The 17,903-nt window shown below is 56.8% G+C and carries 19 protein-coding genes; 9 read left to right on the forward strand and 10 right to left on the reverse strand.

All coding sequences use genetic code 11. The annotated features are described in order from the left end of the window. Window positions 1–168 precede the first annotated feature (168 nt). Both fabF and GSQ86_RS07715 read right to left on the reverse strand, forming a co-directional pair. Window positions 169–1,416 carry a beta-ketoacyl-ACP synthase II gene (fabF, locus tag GSQ86_RS07710; RefSeq protein WP_158749377.1) on the reverse strand — a complete coding sequence of 416 codons (1,248 nt, stop codon included), beginning with the start codon at window positions 1,414–1,416 and terminating at the stop codon, window positions 169–171. A gap of 2 nt (window positions 1,417–1,418) precedes the next feature. Then, window positions 1,419–1,664, reverse strand: a complete 246-nt coding sequence (locus GSQ86_RS07715; protein WP_158749378.1) for an acyl carrier protein — start codon at window positions 1,662–1,664, stop codon at window positions 1,419–1,421. 194 nt (window positions 1,665–1,858) lie between these two features. On the opposite strand from GSQ86_RS07715, the gene rmuC reads away from it, so the two are divergent. Beyond that, a complete protein-coding gene (rmuC, locus tag GSQ86_RS07720) occupies window positions 1,859–3,241 on the forward strand; it encodes a DNA recombination protein RmuC (RefSeq protein ID WP_158749379.1) in 1,383 nt (460 codons plus the stop codon). A 1-nt stretch (window position 3,242) separates the two neighbouring features. Here rmuC and GSQ86_RS07725 read toward each other — a convergent pair whose 3' ends face one another. Both GSQ86_RS07725 and GSQ86_RS07730 read right to left on the reverse strand, forming a co-directional pair. Then, a complete protein-coding gene (locus tag GSQ86_RS07725; protein WP_158749380.1) occupies window positions 3,243–3,497 on the reverse strand; it encodes a hypothetical protein in 255 nt (84 codons plus the stop codon). Window positions 3,498–3,580: 83 nt separating this feature from the next. Further along, window positions 3,581–4,150: an HIT domain-containing protein gene (locus tag GSQ86_RS07730; RefSeq protein WP_158749381.1), complete on the reverse strand. Its 570-nt coding sequence runs from the start codon at window positions 4,148–4,150 to the stop codon at window positions 3,581–3,583. 25 nt (window positions 4,151–4,175) lie between these two features. Between GSQ86_RS07730 and GSQ86_RS07735 the strand changes: the two genes are divergently transcribed. Beyond that, window positions 4,176–6,215 carry an ATP-dependent DNA helicase RecQ gene (locus GSQ86_RS07735; RefSeq protein WP_158749382.1) on the forward strand — a complete coding sequence of 680 codons (2,040 nt, stop codon included), beginning with the start codon at window positions 4,176–4,178 and terminating at the stop codon, window positions 6,213–6,215. A gap of 72 nt (window positions 6,216–6,287) precedes the next feature. Here the strand turns inward: GSQ86_RS07735 and GSQ86_RS07740 are convergent, their stop codons facing one another. Continuing rightward, window positions 6,288–7,637, reverse strand: a complete 1,350-nt coding sequence (locus GSQ86_RS07740) for an esterase family protein (RefSeq protein ID WP_158749383.1) — start codon at window positions 7,635–7,637, stop codon at window positions 6,288–6,290. A 471-nt stretch (window positions 7,638–8,108) separates the two neighbouring features. On the opposite strand from GSQ86_RS07740, the gene GSQ86_RS07745 reads away from it, so the two are divergent. Further along, window positions 8,109–10,007 carry a 30S ribosomal protein S1 gene (locus tag GSQ86_RS07745; RefSeq protein ID WP_158749384.1) on the forward strand — a complete coding sequence of 633 codons (1,899 nt, stop codon included), beginning with the start codon at window positions 8,109–8,111 and terminating at the stop codon, window positions 10,005–10,007. Window positions 10,008–10,057: 50 nt separating this feature from the next. Here the strand turns inward: GSQ86_RS07745 and GSQ86_RS07750 are convergent, their stop codons facing one another. The 3 genes from GSQ86_RS07750 to GSQ86_RS07760 all read right to left on the reverse strand — a co-directional run bounded on the left by GSQ86_RS07750 (window position 10,058) and on the right by GSQ86_RS07760 (window position 11,326). Next, window positions 10,058–10,570, reverse strand: a complete 513-nt coding sequence (locus GSQ86_RS07750) for a Clp protease N-terminal domain-containing protein (protein WP_158749385.1) — start codon at window positions 10,568–10,570, stop codon at window positions 10,058–10,060. 57 nt (window positions 10,571–10,627) lie between these two features. Further along, complete coding sequence (locus tag GSQ86_RS07755) at window positions 10,628–10,894, reverse strand: hypothetical protein (protein ID WP_158749386.1); 267 nt, start codon at window positions 10,892–10,894, stop codon at window positions 10,628–10,630. Between the two features lie 225 nt (window positions 10,895–11,119). Continuing rightward, on the reverse strand, window positions 11,120–11,326 hold the full coding sequence (locus tag GSQ86_RS07760) for a hypothetical protein (protein ID WP_158749387.1): 207 nt from the start codon (window positions 11,324–11,326) through the stop codon (window positions 11,120–11,122). Between the two features lie 86 nt (window positions 11,327–11,412). Here GSQ86_RS07760 and GSQ86_RS07765 point away from each other — a divergent pair, with 86 nt between their 5' ends. The 4 genes from GSQ86_RS07765 to typA all read left to right on the forward strand — a co-directional run bounded on the left by GSQ86_RS07765 (window position 11,413) and on the right by typA (window position 15,375). Then, the gene (locus GSQ86_RS07765; protein WP_158749388.1) at window positions 11,413–11,739 is read left to right on the forward strand and encodes a cytochrome c; all 327 of its coding nucleotides are present in this window, start codon (window positions 11,413–11,415) and stop codon (window positions 11,737–11,739) included. Further along, window positions 11,736–12,077: a DUF2127 domain-containing protein gene (locus tag GSQ86_RS07770; RefSeq protein ID WP_158749389.1), complete on the forward strand. Its 342-nt coding sequence runs from the start codon at window positions 11,736–11,738 to the stop codon at window positions 12,075–12,077. The genes GSQ86_RS07765 and GSQ86_RS07770 overlap by 4 nt, the downstream gene beginning before the upstream one ends. A gap of 79 nt (window positions 12,078–12,156) precedes the next feature. Further along, window positions 12,157–13,431, forward strand: a complete 1,275-nt coding sequence (locus tag GSQ86_RS07775; RefSeq protein WP_158749390.1) for an ABC transporter permease — start codon at window positions 12,157–12,159, stop codon at window positions 13,429–13,431. 126 nt (window positions 13,432–13,557) lie between these two features. After that, window positions 13,558–15,375 carry a translational GTPase TypA gene (typA, locus tag GSQ86_RS07780; RefSeq protein ID WP_158749391.1) on the forward strand — a complete coding sequence of 606 codons (1,818 nt, stop codon included), beginning with the start codon at window positions 13,558–13,560 and terminating at the stop codon, window positions 15,373–15,375. A 90-nt stretch (window positions 15,376–15,465) separates the two neighbouring features. On the opposite strand, the gene GSQ86_RS22950 is transcribed toward typA, so the two are convergent. Together GSQ86_RS22950 and GSQ86_RS07790 are read right to left on the reverse strand one after the other, a co-directional pair. Beyond that, complete coding sequence (locus GSQ86_RS22950; protein ID WP_216841048.1) at window positions 15,466–15,720, reverse strand: alpha/beta fold hydrolase; 255 nt, start codon at window positions 15,718–15,720, stop codon at window positions 15,466–15,468. Continuing rightward, the gene (locus tag GSQ86_RS07790) at window positions 15,666–16,487 is read right to left on the reverse strand and encodes an alpha/beta fold hydrolase (protein ID WP_158749393.1); all 822 of its coding nucleotides are present in this window, start codon (window positions 16,485–16,487) and stop codon (window positions 15,666–15,668) included. Before GSQ86_RS07790 ends, GSQ86_RS22950 begins: the two co-directional genes overlap by 55 nt. Before the next feature lie 268 nt (window positions 16,488–16,755). Here GSQ86_RS07790 and GSQ86_RS07795 point away from each other — a divergent pair, with 268 nt between their 5' ends. Beyond that, window positions 16,756–17,115 (forward strand): hypothetical protein, encoded by a 360-nt coding sequence (locus GSQ86_RS07795; protein ID WP_158749394.1) that lies wholly within the window; start codon window positions 16,756–16,758, stop codon window positions 17,113–17,115. Between the two features lie 2 nt (window positions 17,116–17,117). Then, window positions 17,118–17,903, forward strand: a 786-nt coding sequence (locus GSQ86_RS07800) for an LOG family protein (protein ID WP_158749395.1), incomplete at its 3' end; no start/stop codon positions are given.

The raw sequence follows: 17,903 nt of genomic DNA on the forward strand, positions 1-17,903 counted from the left end.
GAGCAAGCGCCATCCTGACCTGAGGAATGAACGGGATAATCTCCGGCCAGCTTGGCTTGAGATTCTTCCTCCCTGCGGTCGCCAGAATGACGATGGTCGATCGTTCTCGGGAAAATGCTCCGGCAAGAAAGAAAGCGGTCCTAACCCGATGGCGTGTTCAGCCGCTGGTTATTCGCTCCAGCGCTTGAAGATCAGCGAACCGTTCGTGCCGCCGAAACCGAAGGAGTTCGACAGTGCGATGTCGATCTTCGCATCTCTCGGCTTATTGGGAACGTAGTTCAGCCGGCATTCGGGGTCCTGGTTTTCGAGGTTCATGGTCGGCGGAACCTTCTGTTCGAGCAGCGCCATGATGGTAATGCCTGCTTCGAGTCCGCCTGCGCCGCCGAGTAGATGCCCGGTCATCGACTTGGTCGAGCTGATGAGCAGCTTGCCGCTGGTGGCATCTTCGCCAAAGAGCTTTTCCATGGCAGCGCTTTCCAGCACGTCGCCAACTGGCGTCGAGGTTGCGTGCGCATTCACATACTGAATCTGGTCAGGCTGAATGCCTGCGCTTTTTACCGCGTTCTGCATGGCGCGATGGCAGCCTTCGCCTTCGGGGGCCATGCTGGTGATGTGGTAAGCGTCGGCGCTCATGCCATAGCCGATGATCTCGGCCAGAATCTTTGCGCCGCGGGCTTTGGCAAACTCAAGATCTTCGAGGATCAGGATGCCTGCGCCTTCGCCAACGACAAAACCATCGCGGTCTTTATCGAAGGGACGGCAGGCGTGCGCCGGATCGTCATTGCGGGTGGATAGAGCGCGCATGGCAGCGAAGCCACCTACGCCCATCGGGGTGATTGCTGCTTCAGCGCCGCCAGCGATCATGGCGTCGGCATCGCCGCGCTGAATGATGCGGTAGGCGTCGCCAATGGAGTGCGCGCTGGTGGTGCAGGCCGTCGCCGTCGCCTCGTTGGGCCCCCGGGCGCCGTAGCGGATGCTGACCTGCCCCGCCGCGAGATTGATGATGGCTGCGGGAATGAAGAAGGGCGAAATCTTGCGCGGGCCGCCCTGCAACATGGCGCTGTGCTCGCGCTCGATGACGTCGAATCCACCGATTCCCGAGCCGATATGCACACCGACGCGCGTGTCATTTTCCGGAGTAATTTTGAGGCCGGACATCTCCATGGCCTCATACGTAGCGGCAAGAGCGAGATGGATGAAGCGTCCCATCTTGCGTGATTCCTTCTTATCCACGAAATTGAGTGGATCGAAGTTCTTCACTTCGGCTGCGAAGGTGACAGAGAAACCTGTCGTATCGAAACCAGTGATGGGAGCCATTCCGCTCTTACCCGCCAGCAGATTCTTCCAGACCTCGGGCGTGTTGTTGCCGACCCCGCACAGCAGGCCGATACCCGTGACTACGACGCGCCGTTGCAAGGTTACTTGCCGCCTTTCGCGTTCTTCTCGATGTAGTCGGTCGCGTCCTTGACGGTCTTGATCTTCTCGGCGTCTTCGTCGGGAATCTCAAGGTCGAAGGCTTCCTCGAACTGCATGACCAGCTCGACGACGTCGAGCGAGTCGGCGCCCAAATCTTCCTGGAACGACGCGCTGGGCGTCACTTCGGCTTCGTCTACCTGAAGCTGCTCGACGATGATCTGTTTTACTTTTTCTTCCACTGCTGCCATGTGTTTCTCCTGTCCATCGAAAACGGCACAAATTTTAATCAAAACTCTCCGGAGGCAGCCGCTGCCATAGGGCACACGAATACCAAGCTCCGAAATTTCAAGTCTACTGAGGCCCCATGAAGGTGTAAAGCGCGGGTGACCAGATTTCAGTGCATGCCGTGCTTTGTTTGCGTTTCGGTGGCAGTATAGTCGCTATGCCCCTCGTAGCAGTGATCGCTGTAATCGCCGTTCTTCTGGGAATGGCCATCGGATATTGGATGCGAAGCCAGAGCGTGCGCGGTGAGGCTTTTGCACAGAAGCAGAACAATGAAAATCTGGCGGCTCAGCTGGCGGAACGTGAGAGGTCGCTGGATCAGGCGCGCCGTGAATTTACAGGTCTACATGCAGAAAATGCGCGCCTGAGCGAACGCCTGGCGGCGGAGCAGGAAGCCCTGAAACAGGCCCGGGTGTCTCTGGAGGACGCTTTTCGCAGCGCGGCAGCGCGGGTTTTGAACGAGAATAGCCACGCGTTCCTCCAATTGGCGCGCCAGGAGCTGAGCAAACAACAGCAGACATCGGAAAATCAGCTCGGTCAAAAGGAAAAAGCCATTGAAACCCTGTTGAAGCCCATCCGTGAAACGTTAGATAAATTGCAGCAGGGCACGCAGGAACTGGAGGTCAAACGCGAGGGCGCTTACCACTCGCTGAAGCAGCTCGTAGAAGGGATGCAGACCTCCCATGTCGATCTGCGCCGGGAGACGTCGCAGTTGATCTCTGCGCTACGGGCGCCGAAGACGCGCGGCAACTGGGGCGAGCTGCAGCTAAAACGCTGCATCGAATTCGCGGGTATGGTGCAGCATGCCTCTTTCGATCTGGAAGTTTTTGTACGCGGCGAAGAAAATTCCATTCGGCCCGATTGCGTCATCCATCTGCCGAATGACCGCACCATCGTCATCGACGTGAAGACGCCATTTGACGCCTTTCTCGATGCGATGAGCGCTCCTGACGAAGCAACCCGCACTTTGAAGCTGGCGGCGCATGCGACGCGCGTGCGTGAGCATCTTGTGGCTCTCTCGGCCAAGTCTTACTGGAAGCAGTTCAAAGACAGCCCGGACTTCGTGGTCTGCTTTCTTTCAAGCGAGGTGTTTTTCAGTGCCGCGCTGGAGCAGGATCCTGGGTTGATCGAATTCGGCAGTGCCTCCAATGTGATTCTCGCCACGCCGACGACGCTGATCGCGCTGCTGAAAGCAGTTGCCTATGGATGGCAACAGATGGAAGTGACGAAGAATGCACTGGCGATTCAGAAGGTTGGAGAAAAGCTGTATGACAAGCTGGCATCGGCCCAGAAGTATTTCGCTCAAATGGGAAATGCGCTCAGCAATACCGTGAAGCACTACAACAGCCTGATTGGCTGCGTAGAAGGGCGTGGCAGCGTGTTTACCTATGCGCGCACGCTGCATGAGCTGCAAATTGGACAGGATGAATTGCCTGAGATTGGAATGCTCGAATCGGTCACGCGCGAGCTGAAGTCAGAGGATTGGAAGCCGGAGCCTGCGGAAGAGGAGCCTGATGACACACTCTTCCCCAAGTTTGAGTAGCTTACTTTTTGTTTTCGTTTTCGCCAGTGAAGGAGCCGGTCGCGTGCTGTCCGGCGGGTAAGTCAGGGTGTCGCTCGGCCTTCCCTTTTTCCACATTGTCCTTGAGCAGACGGTGCTGCTCGTCCTTGCCTGCTCCGGTTAAACTGCCGTCTTCTTCTGCTGGAGCGGAACCCGGCTGTACGCTGGTTGGCGCAGCTTGCCTGGCGGAAGCGTGTTCTTCAGCTTTCTGGCTGCTGGATTGATCTTTTGACGACATTTTTCGGCCCCTCGCGAGAAAATTAGGCTGGATTTCAGCCCGCTTCATTTGGATGCCGAAGAAGCTGCCTGCGCCACTCGCCCTCAAGCTCCTTTCAGGAAATTCTCCCGCACGCGCTCCCAGGTCGTTGCCAGGTCCTCCGGCAGGACGCGCGTTTCGCCGACGACGGTCATGAAGTTGGTGTCGCCTGTCCAGCGGGGAAGAATATGCAGGTGCAGGTGGCCTTGAACTCCCGCTCCGGCAGATTTGCCCAGATTAAGCCCCATATTGATGCCGTCCGGATGGTAAGTGTGGCCAAGAACGGTTTCGAGATGCTGGGCGGAATCCATCAGCTCATGCGCGACGGTGGCAGGCAGCGCGGCGAGCGAGCTTTCATGCGCATAGGGCAGCACCATGACGTGTCCGGAAGTGTAGGGATAGCGATTGAGGATGGTAAATGTGCTTTTGTCGCGATGGACGATGAGCGCGGCCTTCTCCGCCATCTCGATCGGCATGCCGTTGGCCTCAGCGTATTCAACCGAGGCGATGAGATTACAGAAGACGCAGCCGCGGTCTCCGGGCCACGCGGACAGCGCTTCGGGCACGCCCTGGCGTTTGGCATGATCTCCGGTTGTCACATAGGTGTAACGCCAGGGTGTCCAAAGATGGTCCATAGGCGACCAGTATAGCGAGTCTCCGATGCCTATACTGATAGCTATGCCTCCAGCATCTTTGACCAGCCTGCTCGAACGCACTTTCGGGTTCGCATCGTTTCGCGCGAACCAGGAAGCGGTGTGCCGCGCGGCTGTGGATGGGAGCGATGTGCTGCTGGTGATGCCGACAGGCGCGGGCAAGTCGCTCTGCTACCAGTTGCCTGCTATCGCGAGGGGCGGAACGGCGCTGGTGATCAGTCCGCTGATTGCGCTGATGGACGATCAATCGTCGAAGCTGAGCGAGCTGGGATTGAAGGCGGAGCGTATTCATTCCGGGCTCGACCGCGAACGCTCGCGTCAGGTCTGCCGCGACTATCTTTCCGGCGCTCTCGATTTTCTCTTTATCGCGCCGGAACGGCTGCGGGTTCCAGGGTTTCCCGAGATGCTGGCCAAACGAAAGCCCGCGTTGATTGCGATTGATGAAGCGCATTGCATCTCGCAGTGGGGGCATGATTTTCGGCCCGATTACCGCTTACTTGGCAGCTACCTGCCTGCGCTGCGGCCTGCGCCGGTGGTGGCTCTGACGGCCACAGCCACGCCCATCGTGCAGGATGACATCATTGCGCAGCTCAGGCTCGATAAGCCTGCGCGCTTCATCCACGGCTTTCGGCGCAACAATCTTGCGATAGAGATTGTGGAAGTATCCAAGCCCAAACGCACGCAACTTGCCCTGACGTTGCTATCGCCCGCTGAACGGCGTCCGGCAATTGTCTATGCGCCGACGCGCAAAGAGGCTGAGTCATTAGCACAAGAGCTTTCGCAGAGCTTTTCGACAGCTGCGTACCATGCGGGGCTTGAGCCGGATCACCGCGAGCGAGTGCAGCGTGAATTTCTCGCGGGACGGCTGGAAGCAGTGGTGGCGACGATTGCCTTCGGCATGGGCATCGACAAGCCGGATGTGCGCACGGTGATCCACACCGCGCTTCCGGCGAGCCTGGAAGCCTACTATCAGGAGATTGGCCGCGCCGGTCGCGATGGCAAGCCGAGCCGCACGATCCTGATGCACTCCTACGCCGACCGCCGCACGCATGATTTTTTCTACGAGCGCGATTACCCTCCGGTCGAAGAGCTGGATCTCATCTTCCGCAAGCTGCAGGCGCAGCCGCGCCACAGAGAGGAATTAGCCGAGCTGCTGAAATCGAAGCTCGACGGCGAAATCTTCCTGACCGCGCTCGATAAGCTGATGACGCACGGCGGCGCACATATCGATTACGACGGCAATGTTGTACGCGGCGATGCAGGCTGGCGGCAGCCCTACATGTCGCAGTCGAACCAGCGCATGGCGCAGCTTGATCGCGTGATGCGGTATGCCGAGTCGAGCCAGTGCCGGATGGCGCAGCTGGTGCGACATTTCGGAGATGACGAAGACGGCAGGCGCGCGTGCGGCCTGTGCGATGTCTGCTCACCGGAGCGCGCTGTGGGGCAGCGCTTTCGGACGCTCGATGAGGGCGAGCGTGAGGTAATGTTCGCTGTTGTAAAGGTGCTGAGGTCAGGCGGCGGCAAATCGACAGGCAAGCTGCACCAGGAGCTGTGTGCCCGCAACCATATGAGCCGCGATCATTTTGAGGATCTGCTTGGTGCGATGAGTGGTGCTGGATTTCTTGCGCTCGAAGATGCCAGCTTCGAGAAAGACGGTCGCAGTATCTCGTATCGCAAAGCCAGCCTGACGCGCGATGGCGAAGAGATGGATAGCGACGATGCCGCCACGGTGCTGATGCGCGACAGCAGTGAAAACACCAGCCTCACCGCCAAGCCGGCGAAACGTGATCGCAAGCAGAAAGCGGCAAAGGTTGACGTTCCGCTCTCTGCCGAGGCAGCTGCATTAGAAGAACGTCTGCGCGCATGGCGGCGCGAAGAAGCCAGCAAGCTGGGCCAGCCTGCATTTTTGATATTCACTGACAAAACCCTGCGGGCGATTGCAGCCGAGCGTCCGCGCACAGAAGAAGACCTGCTTGCCGTCGATGGTATTGGCCCAGCTAAAGTGACGAAATTTGGCTCCGCTGTTTGTGAAATCTGCGCGGAATAGTTCTTATTCGAGTTTTGAAAGATCCAATGTCTCTGCGAGACATTGGGCACCCTTTCTTTTCATCGAAGTTTCCTATTCAGCAGTGCGATTCGCGATCGACACGCGAAACAGTGGTCTGCTCTTTTCTGATGGCTCCATCTCGTAGGTTTGTGAAGTCTTGGCTGGGTCGTAGTCGCGCCAGAGCCACATCATCTCTTCGGGAAACTCTGCGGCGCCCTGGCCGGCGTTATGCGTGCCTTTGCCGAAGCTGAAATGGAAATCGTAGTCCTTCAGCTTGAGGGCGTTGGCCATGCGGATGTTCGCCAGCGGCCAGCTTCCGTAGCGGTCATTTTCCATGTCGTTGGCACCGTCCTGCAGCCAGACGCGGATATTGCGTTTCGGCTCACGCAAAACTTTTTCCGGATAGTCCTGTCCGCCATCGTGGATGTCCGGCCGCTCCTGCCACTGGATGCTGGTGAAGCTGCCAATCCAGGTGAGCACGCGGCTGAACTGGTCAGGCATCTGCCACGCGGCGTTAAAGGAGCAGATTCCGCCTGAGGAAAGCCCCGTGATGGCGCGGCTGTAAGCATCTTTGCGGATGTTGTATTTGGCTTCTACATCGGCGAGGATTTCGTCGCGCAAAAAGCGTGCATACCGGTCGCTAACTGTGTCGTAGAGGGTGCTCCGCATGGAGTCTTTAAGAGTGCGGTGCCATTTGTCGGAATACCCTTTTACGAAGTTATAGGTCGGCGTGCCGGGCGAATCGCTGATGTCGCCGGGATTGATGAAGACGCAAATCATAACCGGAATTTTCTTGAGCGCAATCAGATTGTCGATGACGTCCAGCACCGGATGATCGCCGTCTCGTTTCCCGTAGCCCTCGCCATCCTGAAAGACCATGAGCGCCGCCGGAACCTTGGGATCGTACTGCGCGGGCACGTAGGTCCAATATTCGCTCTTCATGCCGTCATAAATTTTGCTGGTGTGGATGAGCTTTGGCGATAACGTGCCGGATGGAATATCGGGCTGCAGATAGGAAAGCGGTCCGAAGGCGGGCAGATCGAGGCGTCCTCCGAAGGACTTTCCGTTGACGATGTAATGGAAGGAATGCAGTCTGCCCAGCGGCTCAATAAATTCAGTCGCGTACCAGAGGTCGGAGCCAGGCAGATGCTTCATGGGCATGCCGCCTGAGGTATTGTCCGGGCTGGTATCGATAGAGAGGGACGGCTCAGCGGTCGATTGCACGGCAAAGAAGAAATCCGGTCCGTGACCTGCCCAGGCCGTTCCCTCCTGCAGATCTTTCGCTGTAAAACTGGACTCAATCGCCTGCCGCAGCGCCGGATTGTTGGATTTTGCCAGGTCGATCAGTTGCGGCGCGGAGAGTTTGTCGGCGGCAAAGGCGCAGACAGCCAGAAAAAGCGGCAAATAGGCGAGTTTCCTCATGGCGCGCATTCTAAAGTGAGGAAGACCGGTTTCGGACTTTTTTCTACCCTTGCCACAATTTGCACTAAATTTGGTGCAAATTATAGATTGATTGTGACTTGGCGGAAAATTACAGGTTAATTTCTTTGCAAATACGTGAATCTAAGCCGAATAAATTGACACTGTTAGCATGCAGTTCTATCCTTAATCTCAACAGGGCTTATGTGCGCGGGATTCTAACGTAGCCCTGTAATCACCGCTCCTGCATGTTCCTGCCTGGCGGAATGCTCCCAAACCGGAGACTGAGTTGTTCGCATACTCCACTGTCTCCCTGCTGAGAACCTTCCGTAGCGCCCAACATCCGGGTGTGATGATTCCCGAATCTTCGCCGGCTGGATTGAATCAAAAGGTGTGAGCGAAGGAAATCTGCAGCGCTGAGCCTGCAGGGCGACCACGGGGCCGCCGACCCTGAATCCTACTGAGCTGGCTGTTATGGCAGACGTCCTAAATTCTGAACAAACCGAGAGCAATCCTCTGAACACCGAACTTGAAACCCCAACGCTGGAAGCAGCGACGGATCACGTTGAGCCGTCCATCGAACCCACCCATAACCCGGAAGCCGTTTCCTCGGAATCCACTTCCCCCGCATCATTAGAACCCACGCACTCCGTAGCTGTTGCGTCTGAGCTCTCTGAAGAAGAGCCGGATTTGAACAGCATGGAAGACTTTGCCGCCGTGCTCGAGTCATTTGACCGTGAGCAGGCTGCCGAAGCCGCTGCGCAGGCGTTCGACGATACCCATGTTGTGTCCGGCACAGTGATCAAGCTGACCGATAAGCACGTGGTCGTCGATGTCGGTATGAAGTCGGAAGGTCTGATTCCGATCGAGCAGGTTCTCGACCACACCGGCCAGCCCAAGCTGCAAGCCGGCGAGACGGTCGAGGTCGTGATCGAGCGCGAAGAGGCCGAAGGTGGCTACCTGCTGAGCTATGAAAAAGCTCTGCGGCACCGCGTATGGGACACGATCGAGAAGGCTGCCAACGAGAAGACCCTTGTCACCGGCACGGTTCTCGGACGCGTGAAGGGCGGTCTGACCGTCGATGTCGGCATCAAGGCGTTCTTGCCCGGCTCACAGCTGGAAATTCGCCCTGTCCGTAACCTGGACGCTTATATCGGCCAGCAGATCGAAGTCCGCGTCATCAAGCTGAACAAGAAGCGTGGCAACGTGGTCGTCTCCCGCAAGGAAATTCTGGAAGAAGAGCAGACCCACAAGCGTTCGCAGACACTGGAGCACTTGGAAGAGGGCAGCATTCTCACCGGGACCGTCAAGAACCTGACCGACTACGGCGCATTTGTCGACCTCGGCGGCATCGACGGACTGCTGCACATTACCGATATGTCGTGGGGTCGTCTGACGCACCCGCGCGATCTGGTCAATGTTGCCGACGAGATCCAGGTCAAGGTCCTAAAGTTTGACAAAGATAAGCAGCGTGTTTCGCTTGGCTTCAAGCAGCTGACGCCTGATCCGTGGCTCGACGCGACTGAGCGCTATCCCATTGGCGCCCATGTCCGTGGCCGCGTCCTCAGCGTGACTGACTACGGCGCATTCGTTGAGCTGGAGCAGGGCATCGAAGGTCTCGTACACGTTTCGGAAATGACCTGGTCGAAGCGGATGAAGCATCCGTCGAAGTTGGTCAAGCCCGGCGACGAAGTCGAGACGGTGATCCTTGCCGTCAACCCGAACGACCGCCGCATCTCGCTTGGCATGAAGCAGCTCCTCGAAAACCCATGGGAGCACCTGGTCGAGCGCTACCCGGCAGGCACCAACGTCGAAGGCCGCGTTCGCAACCTGACCGACTTCGGCGCGTTTATCGAGATTGAAGACGGCATTGACGGCCTGGTTCACGTATCGAACCTGAGCTGGACCAAGCGCGTCAAGCATCCTTCCGAAGTGCTGAAGAAGGGCGAAAAGGTCAAGGCTGTCGTTCTGGGCGTAGAGCCGGAAAACCGCCGCCTCTCGCTCGGTATCAAGCAGCTGCAGCCTGATGTCTGGGAGACATTCTTTGCCCAGCATCGCGTGGGCGATGTTGTCCACGGCAAGGTTCTGCGGTCGGCGCAGTTCGGCTCGTTTGTTGAGATCGCCGAGGGTGTTGAGGGTCTGTGCCACGTTTCTGAGGCAACGGACAATCACGGCACGCCGGTGAAGCTCGACGCAGGTCAGGAGCACGAATTCAAGATCATCAAGATGAACGCTGATGAGAAGAAGGTCGGACTCAGCCTGCGCGCAGTTGGCGAAGAAGCCAGCCGTGCGGAAGTCGAATCTTACAAGCAGCCGGTTTCAAGCTCGACCACGACGCTCGGCGACCTGGTCAACTGGAAGCGCGAACAGTAATCCATCGCTCTCGGTAACAAAAACGCCATCCTTTGGGATGGCGTTTTTGATTAGCGATCAATTTTTCGAAGATGGTTTCTCTCAAGACGCACTAAAAGCTCGTCTTTCTCTATGGCGTCACGCTCCTGCGGCTCATTGCAATTCAAAGTGGACATGTAAGCCGCCAGTTTTTCAGCCGAGAAGCCAGCCTCTTGCAGAAGCGTAGAGGCGTGCGTGTCAGGGACGATCAGGAGCGATTGCAACACGTGTTCTGTGCGAAAAGTCTGACAACCGCCAGCATCTGCGACGACTTCTGTCTCGTGCAGGACTTTTTGGACATCCTCTGTCAGAGGCATATCAACTGAGTTGGGGATTCGGTCTTCGGGTTGTTGCCAGCGGGCAGCTGCTTCTCGCACGCCCGCTGCGGAAAGAGATACGGAGAGTTGTTCGAGCAACGCCGTTTCGGCACGCACAATGCCTATGAGCAGATGTTCTGTATCAATAGACTTTGAACCAAGTAGCCCGGCTTCCAGCCGGGCAATCATGATCACCTGCAGGCATGTTTTCGAATAACGTTCGAACATGATCGCTCCCGAAGCACGAGAATATTCTTCGGGCTGTGTAAAACAACGAGAACCTGCCTACGCGACCCAGGGCGGAGCACCGCCGAGGATGGCCGCGCCGGACATGTGCGCCGGGCCATGCCATGCGGGCACGTTGAATGCCTTCTCCGGATGGACCGTGGCCTCTGCGCTGCTGTTGTGGTGTTGCTCCAAAGCTTCCTGGACTAGCTGCATTGCATGTTCCAGTTGCTCGTGAGACTTGTCAAAGTACAACGCGTAGTGCTGACCACAGACTTTGCATTGCAAATCAGCCGATTCGGGTGTTGCCAGACAGAAAACCTGCATAAATAATCTCCTTCAATTCAACCGAAGTGAGAGAAACGGGAATGAGTGGGGAAGCCATTCACCAACTCCGATGGTATTTTCCACGCCGCTCATCTCTGCTTACTTTTGATGCAGCGAACCTTGAAATTTATATGCTTATAAGGACTTTTGTCACTACAGTATTGAGAATTTTTATGCCGCTGGGGAACAAGGCGTGCAGGATAATCCCATGGATTTCGCCGTGAATCAAGCACCAAAGCGTTCTTTTTCGAGCTTTGCCTGAATCTTGGGTAACCAATGACGGTAACGGTCTGATTTTTCTTCACGCAGAGAATCTTCAATGGCCCTGCGGTATCCCCCCGTGTAGATCGAATACATTACCGCCAGGGCGCAGCCAACACCGAAGCCGAAGCCAAAGAAAAAGCCGATAATGCCGCCGCTGAAGAAGTTCATGCTATCCACCGTACACAAAAAGTTTCATCGGAACGCGCTGCTATGATGGCAGTAACTTGTCGAGCAAGCAGAAATTCTTTTGGGGCATGGCAGCGTGCCTTTTCCTGACCGGTTGCGGTCCGTCCCTGCCGCCTTCAAAGCCTTTAAGCCAATTGACGCCACAGGAGTCAGAAGGCAGGCAGGTATTTGTCAGCCGCTGCGCCCGATGTCATTACGCCAATAGCGACTCCGCCCTGCATGGACCGGGTCTCTTCGGGATCTACCGCCGAAAATACCTGCGCAACGGTGCCCCGGCCAACGACGACCGCGTAACCGATATCATTCTGCATGGGCGCGGCATGATGCCCTCACTGGGAGACTCGATGGACGACGAGCAGCTTCAGGCGCTGCTTGCCTATCTGCACACATTATGACGAATCAGAAACAAATTTCCGGGCCGCTGCCGGGTATGGCTGCCGTCGCACTATGGATGCTGCTGCTCTGTGGCGTCGGGCTTTATGGCGTGATTACGCATCATCTGCCAATTGCTGTCGTACTGCTTTGCGCCTTTTTTGCCGCTGCCGCCAGCGGACTGCTGCAGCAGCGCCGCTGGGGATGGGCCCTGTCACTGGCTGCGGCTTTTCTTTCCATGTGCTACGGCATTTATATGATGCTGCGTTTTCATCAGGCTCCGCTGATTGTAATGATCCTGGTGAACCTGATCTTCTTTCTTTACCTTGTGCGCCCTGTGGTCATCGAGCGCCTGCGCTGAAGTGCTCCCCACCCAGGTCTTTGAGTTAGCCCCGTATCTGCGCGTACCATAGAGGCTGCGGAATGGGACGTTAAGACCGATGAATCCAGTTACAACACGGTTATCGCCGAGAGCATCGTTTGAGAAGACGCTGGCCAGCGCCAAGCGCACGATGTTACTCAGCGAGATCGTGCTTCTGGCCATCGACAGCTTTCGTGCGAGCAAGGTGCGCTTCGCGCTTACCGCGCTCGGTATGGTCATTGGTTCGGCATCATTGATTCTGGTGAGCACGATCGGCCTCACTGGCAAAGACTACATTCTTAACCTGCTGCAGAGTATCGGCACCAATATGGTGTATATCGAGTACTCCGGCGGCGGCACCGGCTCGGTCAACAACTTCCAGAGCGATTATCTGACGCGCGAAGATGAGCGCGCCGCCGATGAACAAGTGCCATCCGTCATGTACTCATCGCCAATGCTGGAGATGCATGACCGCATCAGCATTAATGGGACAGAAAAACAACTACTTGTATTAGGTGTAAGTCCGCAATATCAACAGGTGCGCAACCTGAAAGTGCTCGCCGGCCGATTTTTCGATGATCAGGATGAGTTGACGCACACGCCTGTGGCCGTCGTCACTCAGGTTTTTGCGCAGGAGATGTTCGGCAGCCAGGACGCCGCGATCAACCAGAGTTTCCAGATCAGCGGCATTCCCTTCACCATCGTCGGGACTTTCAGAGAGAGCGTTGATACCTTCGGGCAGTCGGAAATCGCCGACCAGACGATTCTCATTCCGTATTCCGTAGGCCGCTACTTCACGGGCACCGACAGCGTAAAGCAGATTTTCTTCACCATCCGCGATAAGAACGATGTGGAAGCCGCAGCCCAGCAGATCAGGGACGTCGTCAGCGCGCGGCATCTCAAGAATTCCGTTTACAGGACGACGACGCTAACAGAGCTTCTAACCACCGCTGCGTCCATTGCTAATGCCCTCACGATCGTCCTTTTGCTTGTGACCACGGTCACGCTTGCCGTAGGCGGAGTCGGCATTATGAACATCATGCTGGCCACGGTTCGCTCACGCATCCGAGAAATCGGCATACGCAAAGCGCTGGGCGCGACCGCGCGCGAGATCAAGCTCCAATTCCTGATCGAAGCCATCTTCATCTCGCTCAGCGGCGGCTTTGTCGGCACGATTATCGGTCTCGCGCTTCCTATATCTGTGCGGATTTTTACCGACTACCGCATCCCGATCTCGGGCCTCTCCGTGATCATCGCGCTGGCGACTTCGACCGTAGTGGGGGTCATCTTCGGCACCCTGCCGGCCAACCGCGCTGCGCAGCTCGACCCCGTTGAGTCGCTCAAATACGAGTAAATCCCGCAACTGCTGGTAAACTATATACAGGAATTCAGTTCCCGCTGCCCTGCCTGCATGTCCAGCCAAGCAGCACCCCGCGAAACTTTTAGACTGTATTAAGAAGAGAAGAGGAAATCTGCGCCCATGAGCACCACGATTCGCAATGTAGCCATCATCGCCCACGTCGACCATGGCAAAACCACGCTCGTGGACGCCATGCTGCGCCAGGCCGGCACCTTCCGCGCCAATGAAGCCCTTACCGATCGCGTGATGGACTCAAACGACCTCGAACGCGAGCGCGGCATCACCATTCTCGCCAAGAACACGGCCATCTTCTATCACGACTCGAAGATCAATATCGTTGATACCCCCGGCCACGCCGACTTTGGCGGCGAAGTCGAGCGCGCCCTGAAAATGGTCGATGGCGTCATTCTGCTGGTCGATGCCTCCGAAGGTCCGCTGCCGCAGACCCGCTACGTGCTCTCGAAGGCTCTGGAAGCCCGCCTCCAGCCCATTCTTGTCATCAACAAGATCGACCGTCCTGACGCGCGTCCGCAGGAAGTTCTGAACGAGGTCTACGATCTTTTTATCGATCTCGACGCGACCGAAGACCAGCTTGACTTCCCCGTGCTCTACACCAACGGCAAGCTCGGCCTCGCCACCACCGATATCGCCACGCCCGGAACCGACCTGCAGCCGCTCTTTGAAACCATCGTCAGCACCATACCGCCAGCCAGCGGTGACGCGGACGGCGCGCTGCAGATCCTCGTCACCAATCTCGACTATTCAGATTATCTGGGACGCCTTGCTATCGCCCGTGTCTTCAACGGCACGCTGCGCACCGGCGACGAAGTCAACATCTCCCGACGCGACGGCTCACTGCACAAGACGCGCATCACCAAGCTCTTCAGCTTCGCCGGATTGAAGCGAGTTGACATCGAAGCCACCGAGATCGGCGACATCGTGGCCGTCGCCGGAGTGGAAGGCATCACCATCGGCGAAACCATCACCGGTATCGAGAACCCCGCGCCGCTTCCCGCCATCGTCATCGACGAGCCGACCATCGCCATCCAGTTCTCGGTGAACAATTCGCCCTTCGCCGGACGCGAAGGTCAGTTCGTAACGTCGCGCAACCTGCGTGAGCGCCTGGAAAAAGAGCTGCTCACCAACGTTTCGATCCGCGTCGAAGACACGGGCAGCCCGGACAGCTTCAAGGTCCTGGGCCGCGGCGAATTGCAGCTCGCTATCCTGATCGAAATGATGCGCCGTGAAGGCTACGAGCTGCAGGTAGGCCGCCCTGAGATCGTCACCCGCACCATCGACGGTAAAGTCATGGAGCCGGTCGAGCACCTCACGATCGACATTCCGGAAAACTTTGTCGGCACCGTGATCGAGCGCCTTGGGCCTCGCAAAGGCGAAATGGTCAAGATGCACAACCACGGTTCAGGCCGCGTGCGCCTTGAGTTCCGCGTACCCAGCCGCGGCATCATCGGCCTGCGCTCGGAAATGCTGACCGAGACGCGCGGCACTATCGTGATGAATGCGCTCTTCGACGGATACATCCCATATCAGGGCGAAATTCCGCAAAGACTCACCGGAGCACTCATCTCCGACCGCTCCGGAAACATCACCGCCTACGCGCTCGACAGTCTGCAGGACCGCGGCACGCTCTTCGTGCAGCCCGGCGTCGAAGCTTATGAAGGCATGATCGTGGGCGAGCACTCGCGCGACAACGACCTCGACGTCAACGCGGTGCGTGAAAAGAAACTGACCAACATGCGTGCTTCGAGCGCCGACGATGCTATCCGTCTCGCGCCGCCGCGCCTGTTGAATCTCGAGCAGTCGATCGAATTCATCGCCGACGACGAGCTGGTCGAAGTCACGCCGAAATCACTGCGCCTGCGCAAGAAGATACTGCAGGCGAACCGCCGTCCCAAGCGTCACGCCGTGCCTACGGCGTAAATTCTGTCTTATATAAATATGAGGCCCGTATTCCGGGCCTCATATTTTTTGCTCTCATCGAGAGAATTCCATCGTTGCGCATCGCACTTCTCAGCGCAGATCATTCCGGCGCGCGAAATCTGCAACCAGGGCTGCAATCGAATCGGGAACTTCAAGCGTTGCAAAGTGTCCTGCGTCGAGAATGTGTATCTCCGCCCTGGGAGCCTCATGCAGATAGGCGACAGCGCCCGGCACGGTAAAAAAGTTGTCGCGGCTCCCCCATATCACTTCAACGGGTATATGAAGCGATTTCAGCAGTGCCTGCCACTCGGGATAGCGCGGCAGGTTTGAACCGAATCGAACCACAAGTCGAGATGCGCATCGACGACACCGGGACGCTGTTGCGAGATGGTCGTCAGCAATTCATTGTCCGGGTTTACATCCGGTCCCAGGGTCCAATTGGACGCACCTGGGAAGGGCGTATGTGCCGCTTCGTCCGCGAATTGCTTATCGCTCGTTAAGTCGCGATTGCGCCAATAGCTTCGGAGCTTGCCATTCGGGTCCTGGGCGAAAGGAAATCCATCGAGATGGATCACGCCGTTTTGAACGATGATTGCGGAAACCTGATCGGGCGCAGCCTGCATGAGCCGAAAGCCTATGGGTGCTCCATAATCCTGCATGTAAAGCGCGTATCGCTTGATGTTTCTGGCTGCGAGGAAATGCGCCACGGTCTCAGCAACATGATCAAACGTATATGGATACTCTTCATGGTTCGGAGCATCGGAGTATCCATACGATGGATAGTCCATTGCAATGACGTGCAATAGACCCGTCGCCGCCAGCTGCTCCATTACGGACTGATACATGATGGAAGAAGTCGGACTGCCATGCAGGAACACAAGAGTGGGCGCTTCGACTGGACCGCCCTCACGATAAAAGAGATTGATACCGTCAACAGATTGCCATCCATAATGCAAAGCTGTCAGATTGGGCTGGATTGCTTTCAGTTTTTCGCGGCTTTGGGAACTGTCATCCTGGGCCGATACATGGCCATCGGAAGCCCTCTTGTATACCTGTGCATTTATATTTGTTGCCAGCGCTGCAGCCAGAATCAATAATCCAATCTTTTTCACAGTCTCTCCTTTAGATTTGTGTTCCACAACATGTCTACTCGGCAGGGATGTAGGGATGTAGACGCCCTGTGTATTCATTGGTAACCATCATTAGAAAGTTTGGCTTCGCATTTTGCGTTGAACCGGTTTCCATTCCGATACTTGAAAAGAGCGATCGGCATTCCCCGCGCCAGGCAGTCATCCAGCCGCTCCTTTCGATCTTCTGCGCTGAAACCATTCGGCCGCTGTGTTACTGTTTTGAAAAGAGCGGCTTTGCGTTTAGGACGCATTGTTTACTCGCATCGATTTCATGTCTTATCAGCCGAACCTGTTTTCGTCCAACGCACCAAACGGCTCGGCCGAACCCGCTTCTAAACCTGCGCCTCGTCTCGTTACTCATCCGCATCGAACGCCGGTGTGGTTACGCCGCATTGATTTGTTCGTGCGCGTCATTGTGCGCCTTTATCTCGGCCTGCTGGTCGTCGCGCTGCCATGGACGCATCTCTGGGACGAAAATCATCTCTTTCAGCTCTTCCCTCAGGTTGCGTGGCTCGCGGCAAATGGCGTAGTCCGCGGCATCATCTCCGGACTTGGGCTGCTCAATATCTGGATTGCCGTCAGCGATGCAATCGAATACCGTGAACCGTGACCATGCCTGATAACGATCCTTTGCCGCTTGAAAGTGCCCCGCTTGCTTACGAAAATTCGGATTTTCTAAACAGCCACGACGGCCGGATCATTCGCATCATTTCTGAATTCTCTGAGCCGCTGGCGCGCTTCCGACGTGAGCGCATCCAGGACACGGTTGTTTTCTTTGGTTCGGCGCGCTTTCGCGCGCGCGACGAAGCCACTCACGATCTTGAGCTGCTGGAAAACACCGGCTCGCGACAATCCGCTCCCCAAGAAGAACAGCCGGCCCGCGAGCCTGAAGGCGATGCCAGCGCTTTGCAACTGAGCCGCGCCAAAGCGGCAGTGGAGATGGCCAGCTATTACGAAGATGCTCGTCGCCTCGCCCACATGCTTACCGAGTGGAGCATGTCATTAGAATCACAGCGCAACCGTTTCGTCGTCACTTCCGGCGGTGGCCCTGGCATTATGGAAGCCGCCAATCGAGGCGCTTACGAAGCAGGCGGCAAAACCATTGGCCTCAACATCAAGCTGCCCTTTGAGCAGATGCCGAACCGCTACATCACGCCTGCGCTCAACTTCGAGTTTCACTACTTCTTCATGCGCAAGTATTGGTTCGCATACCTGGCCAAAGCGCTCGTCGTCTTTCCCGGAGGCTTCGGCACGCTCGACGAAATGTTTGAGCTGCTGACGCTGGCCCAGACGAAAAAACTGGCGAAGCAGATCACGGTGGTGATCTATGGCTCTGATTACTGGCAACACGTGATCAATCTCGATGTGCTTGTCGAGAAGGGCGCCATCTCACCGCGA

The sequence above is a fragment of the Acidobacterium sp. S8 genome (assembly GCF_009765985.1).
Classification (GTDB): domain Bacteria; phylum Acidobacteriota; class Terriglobia; order Terriglobales; family Acidobacteriaceae; genus Alloacidobacterium.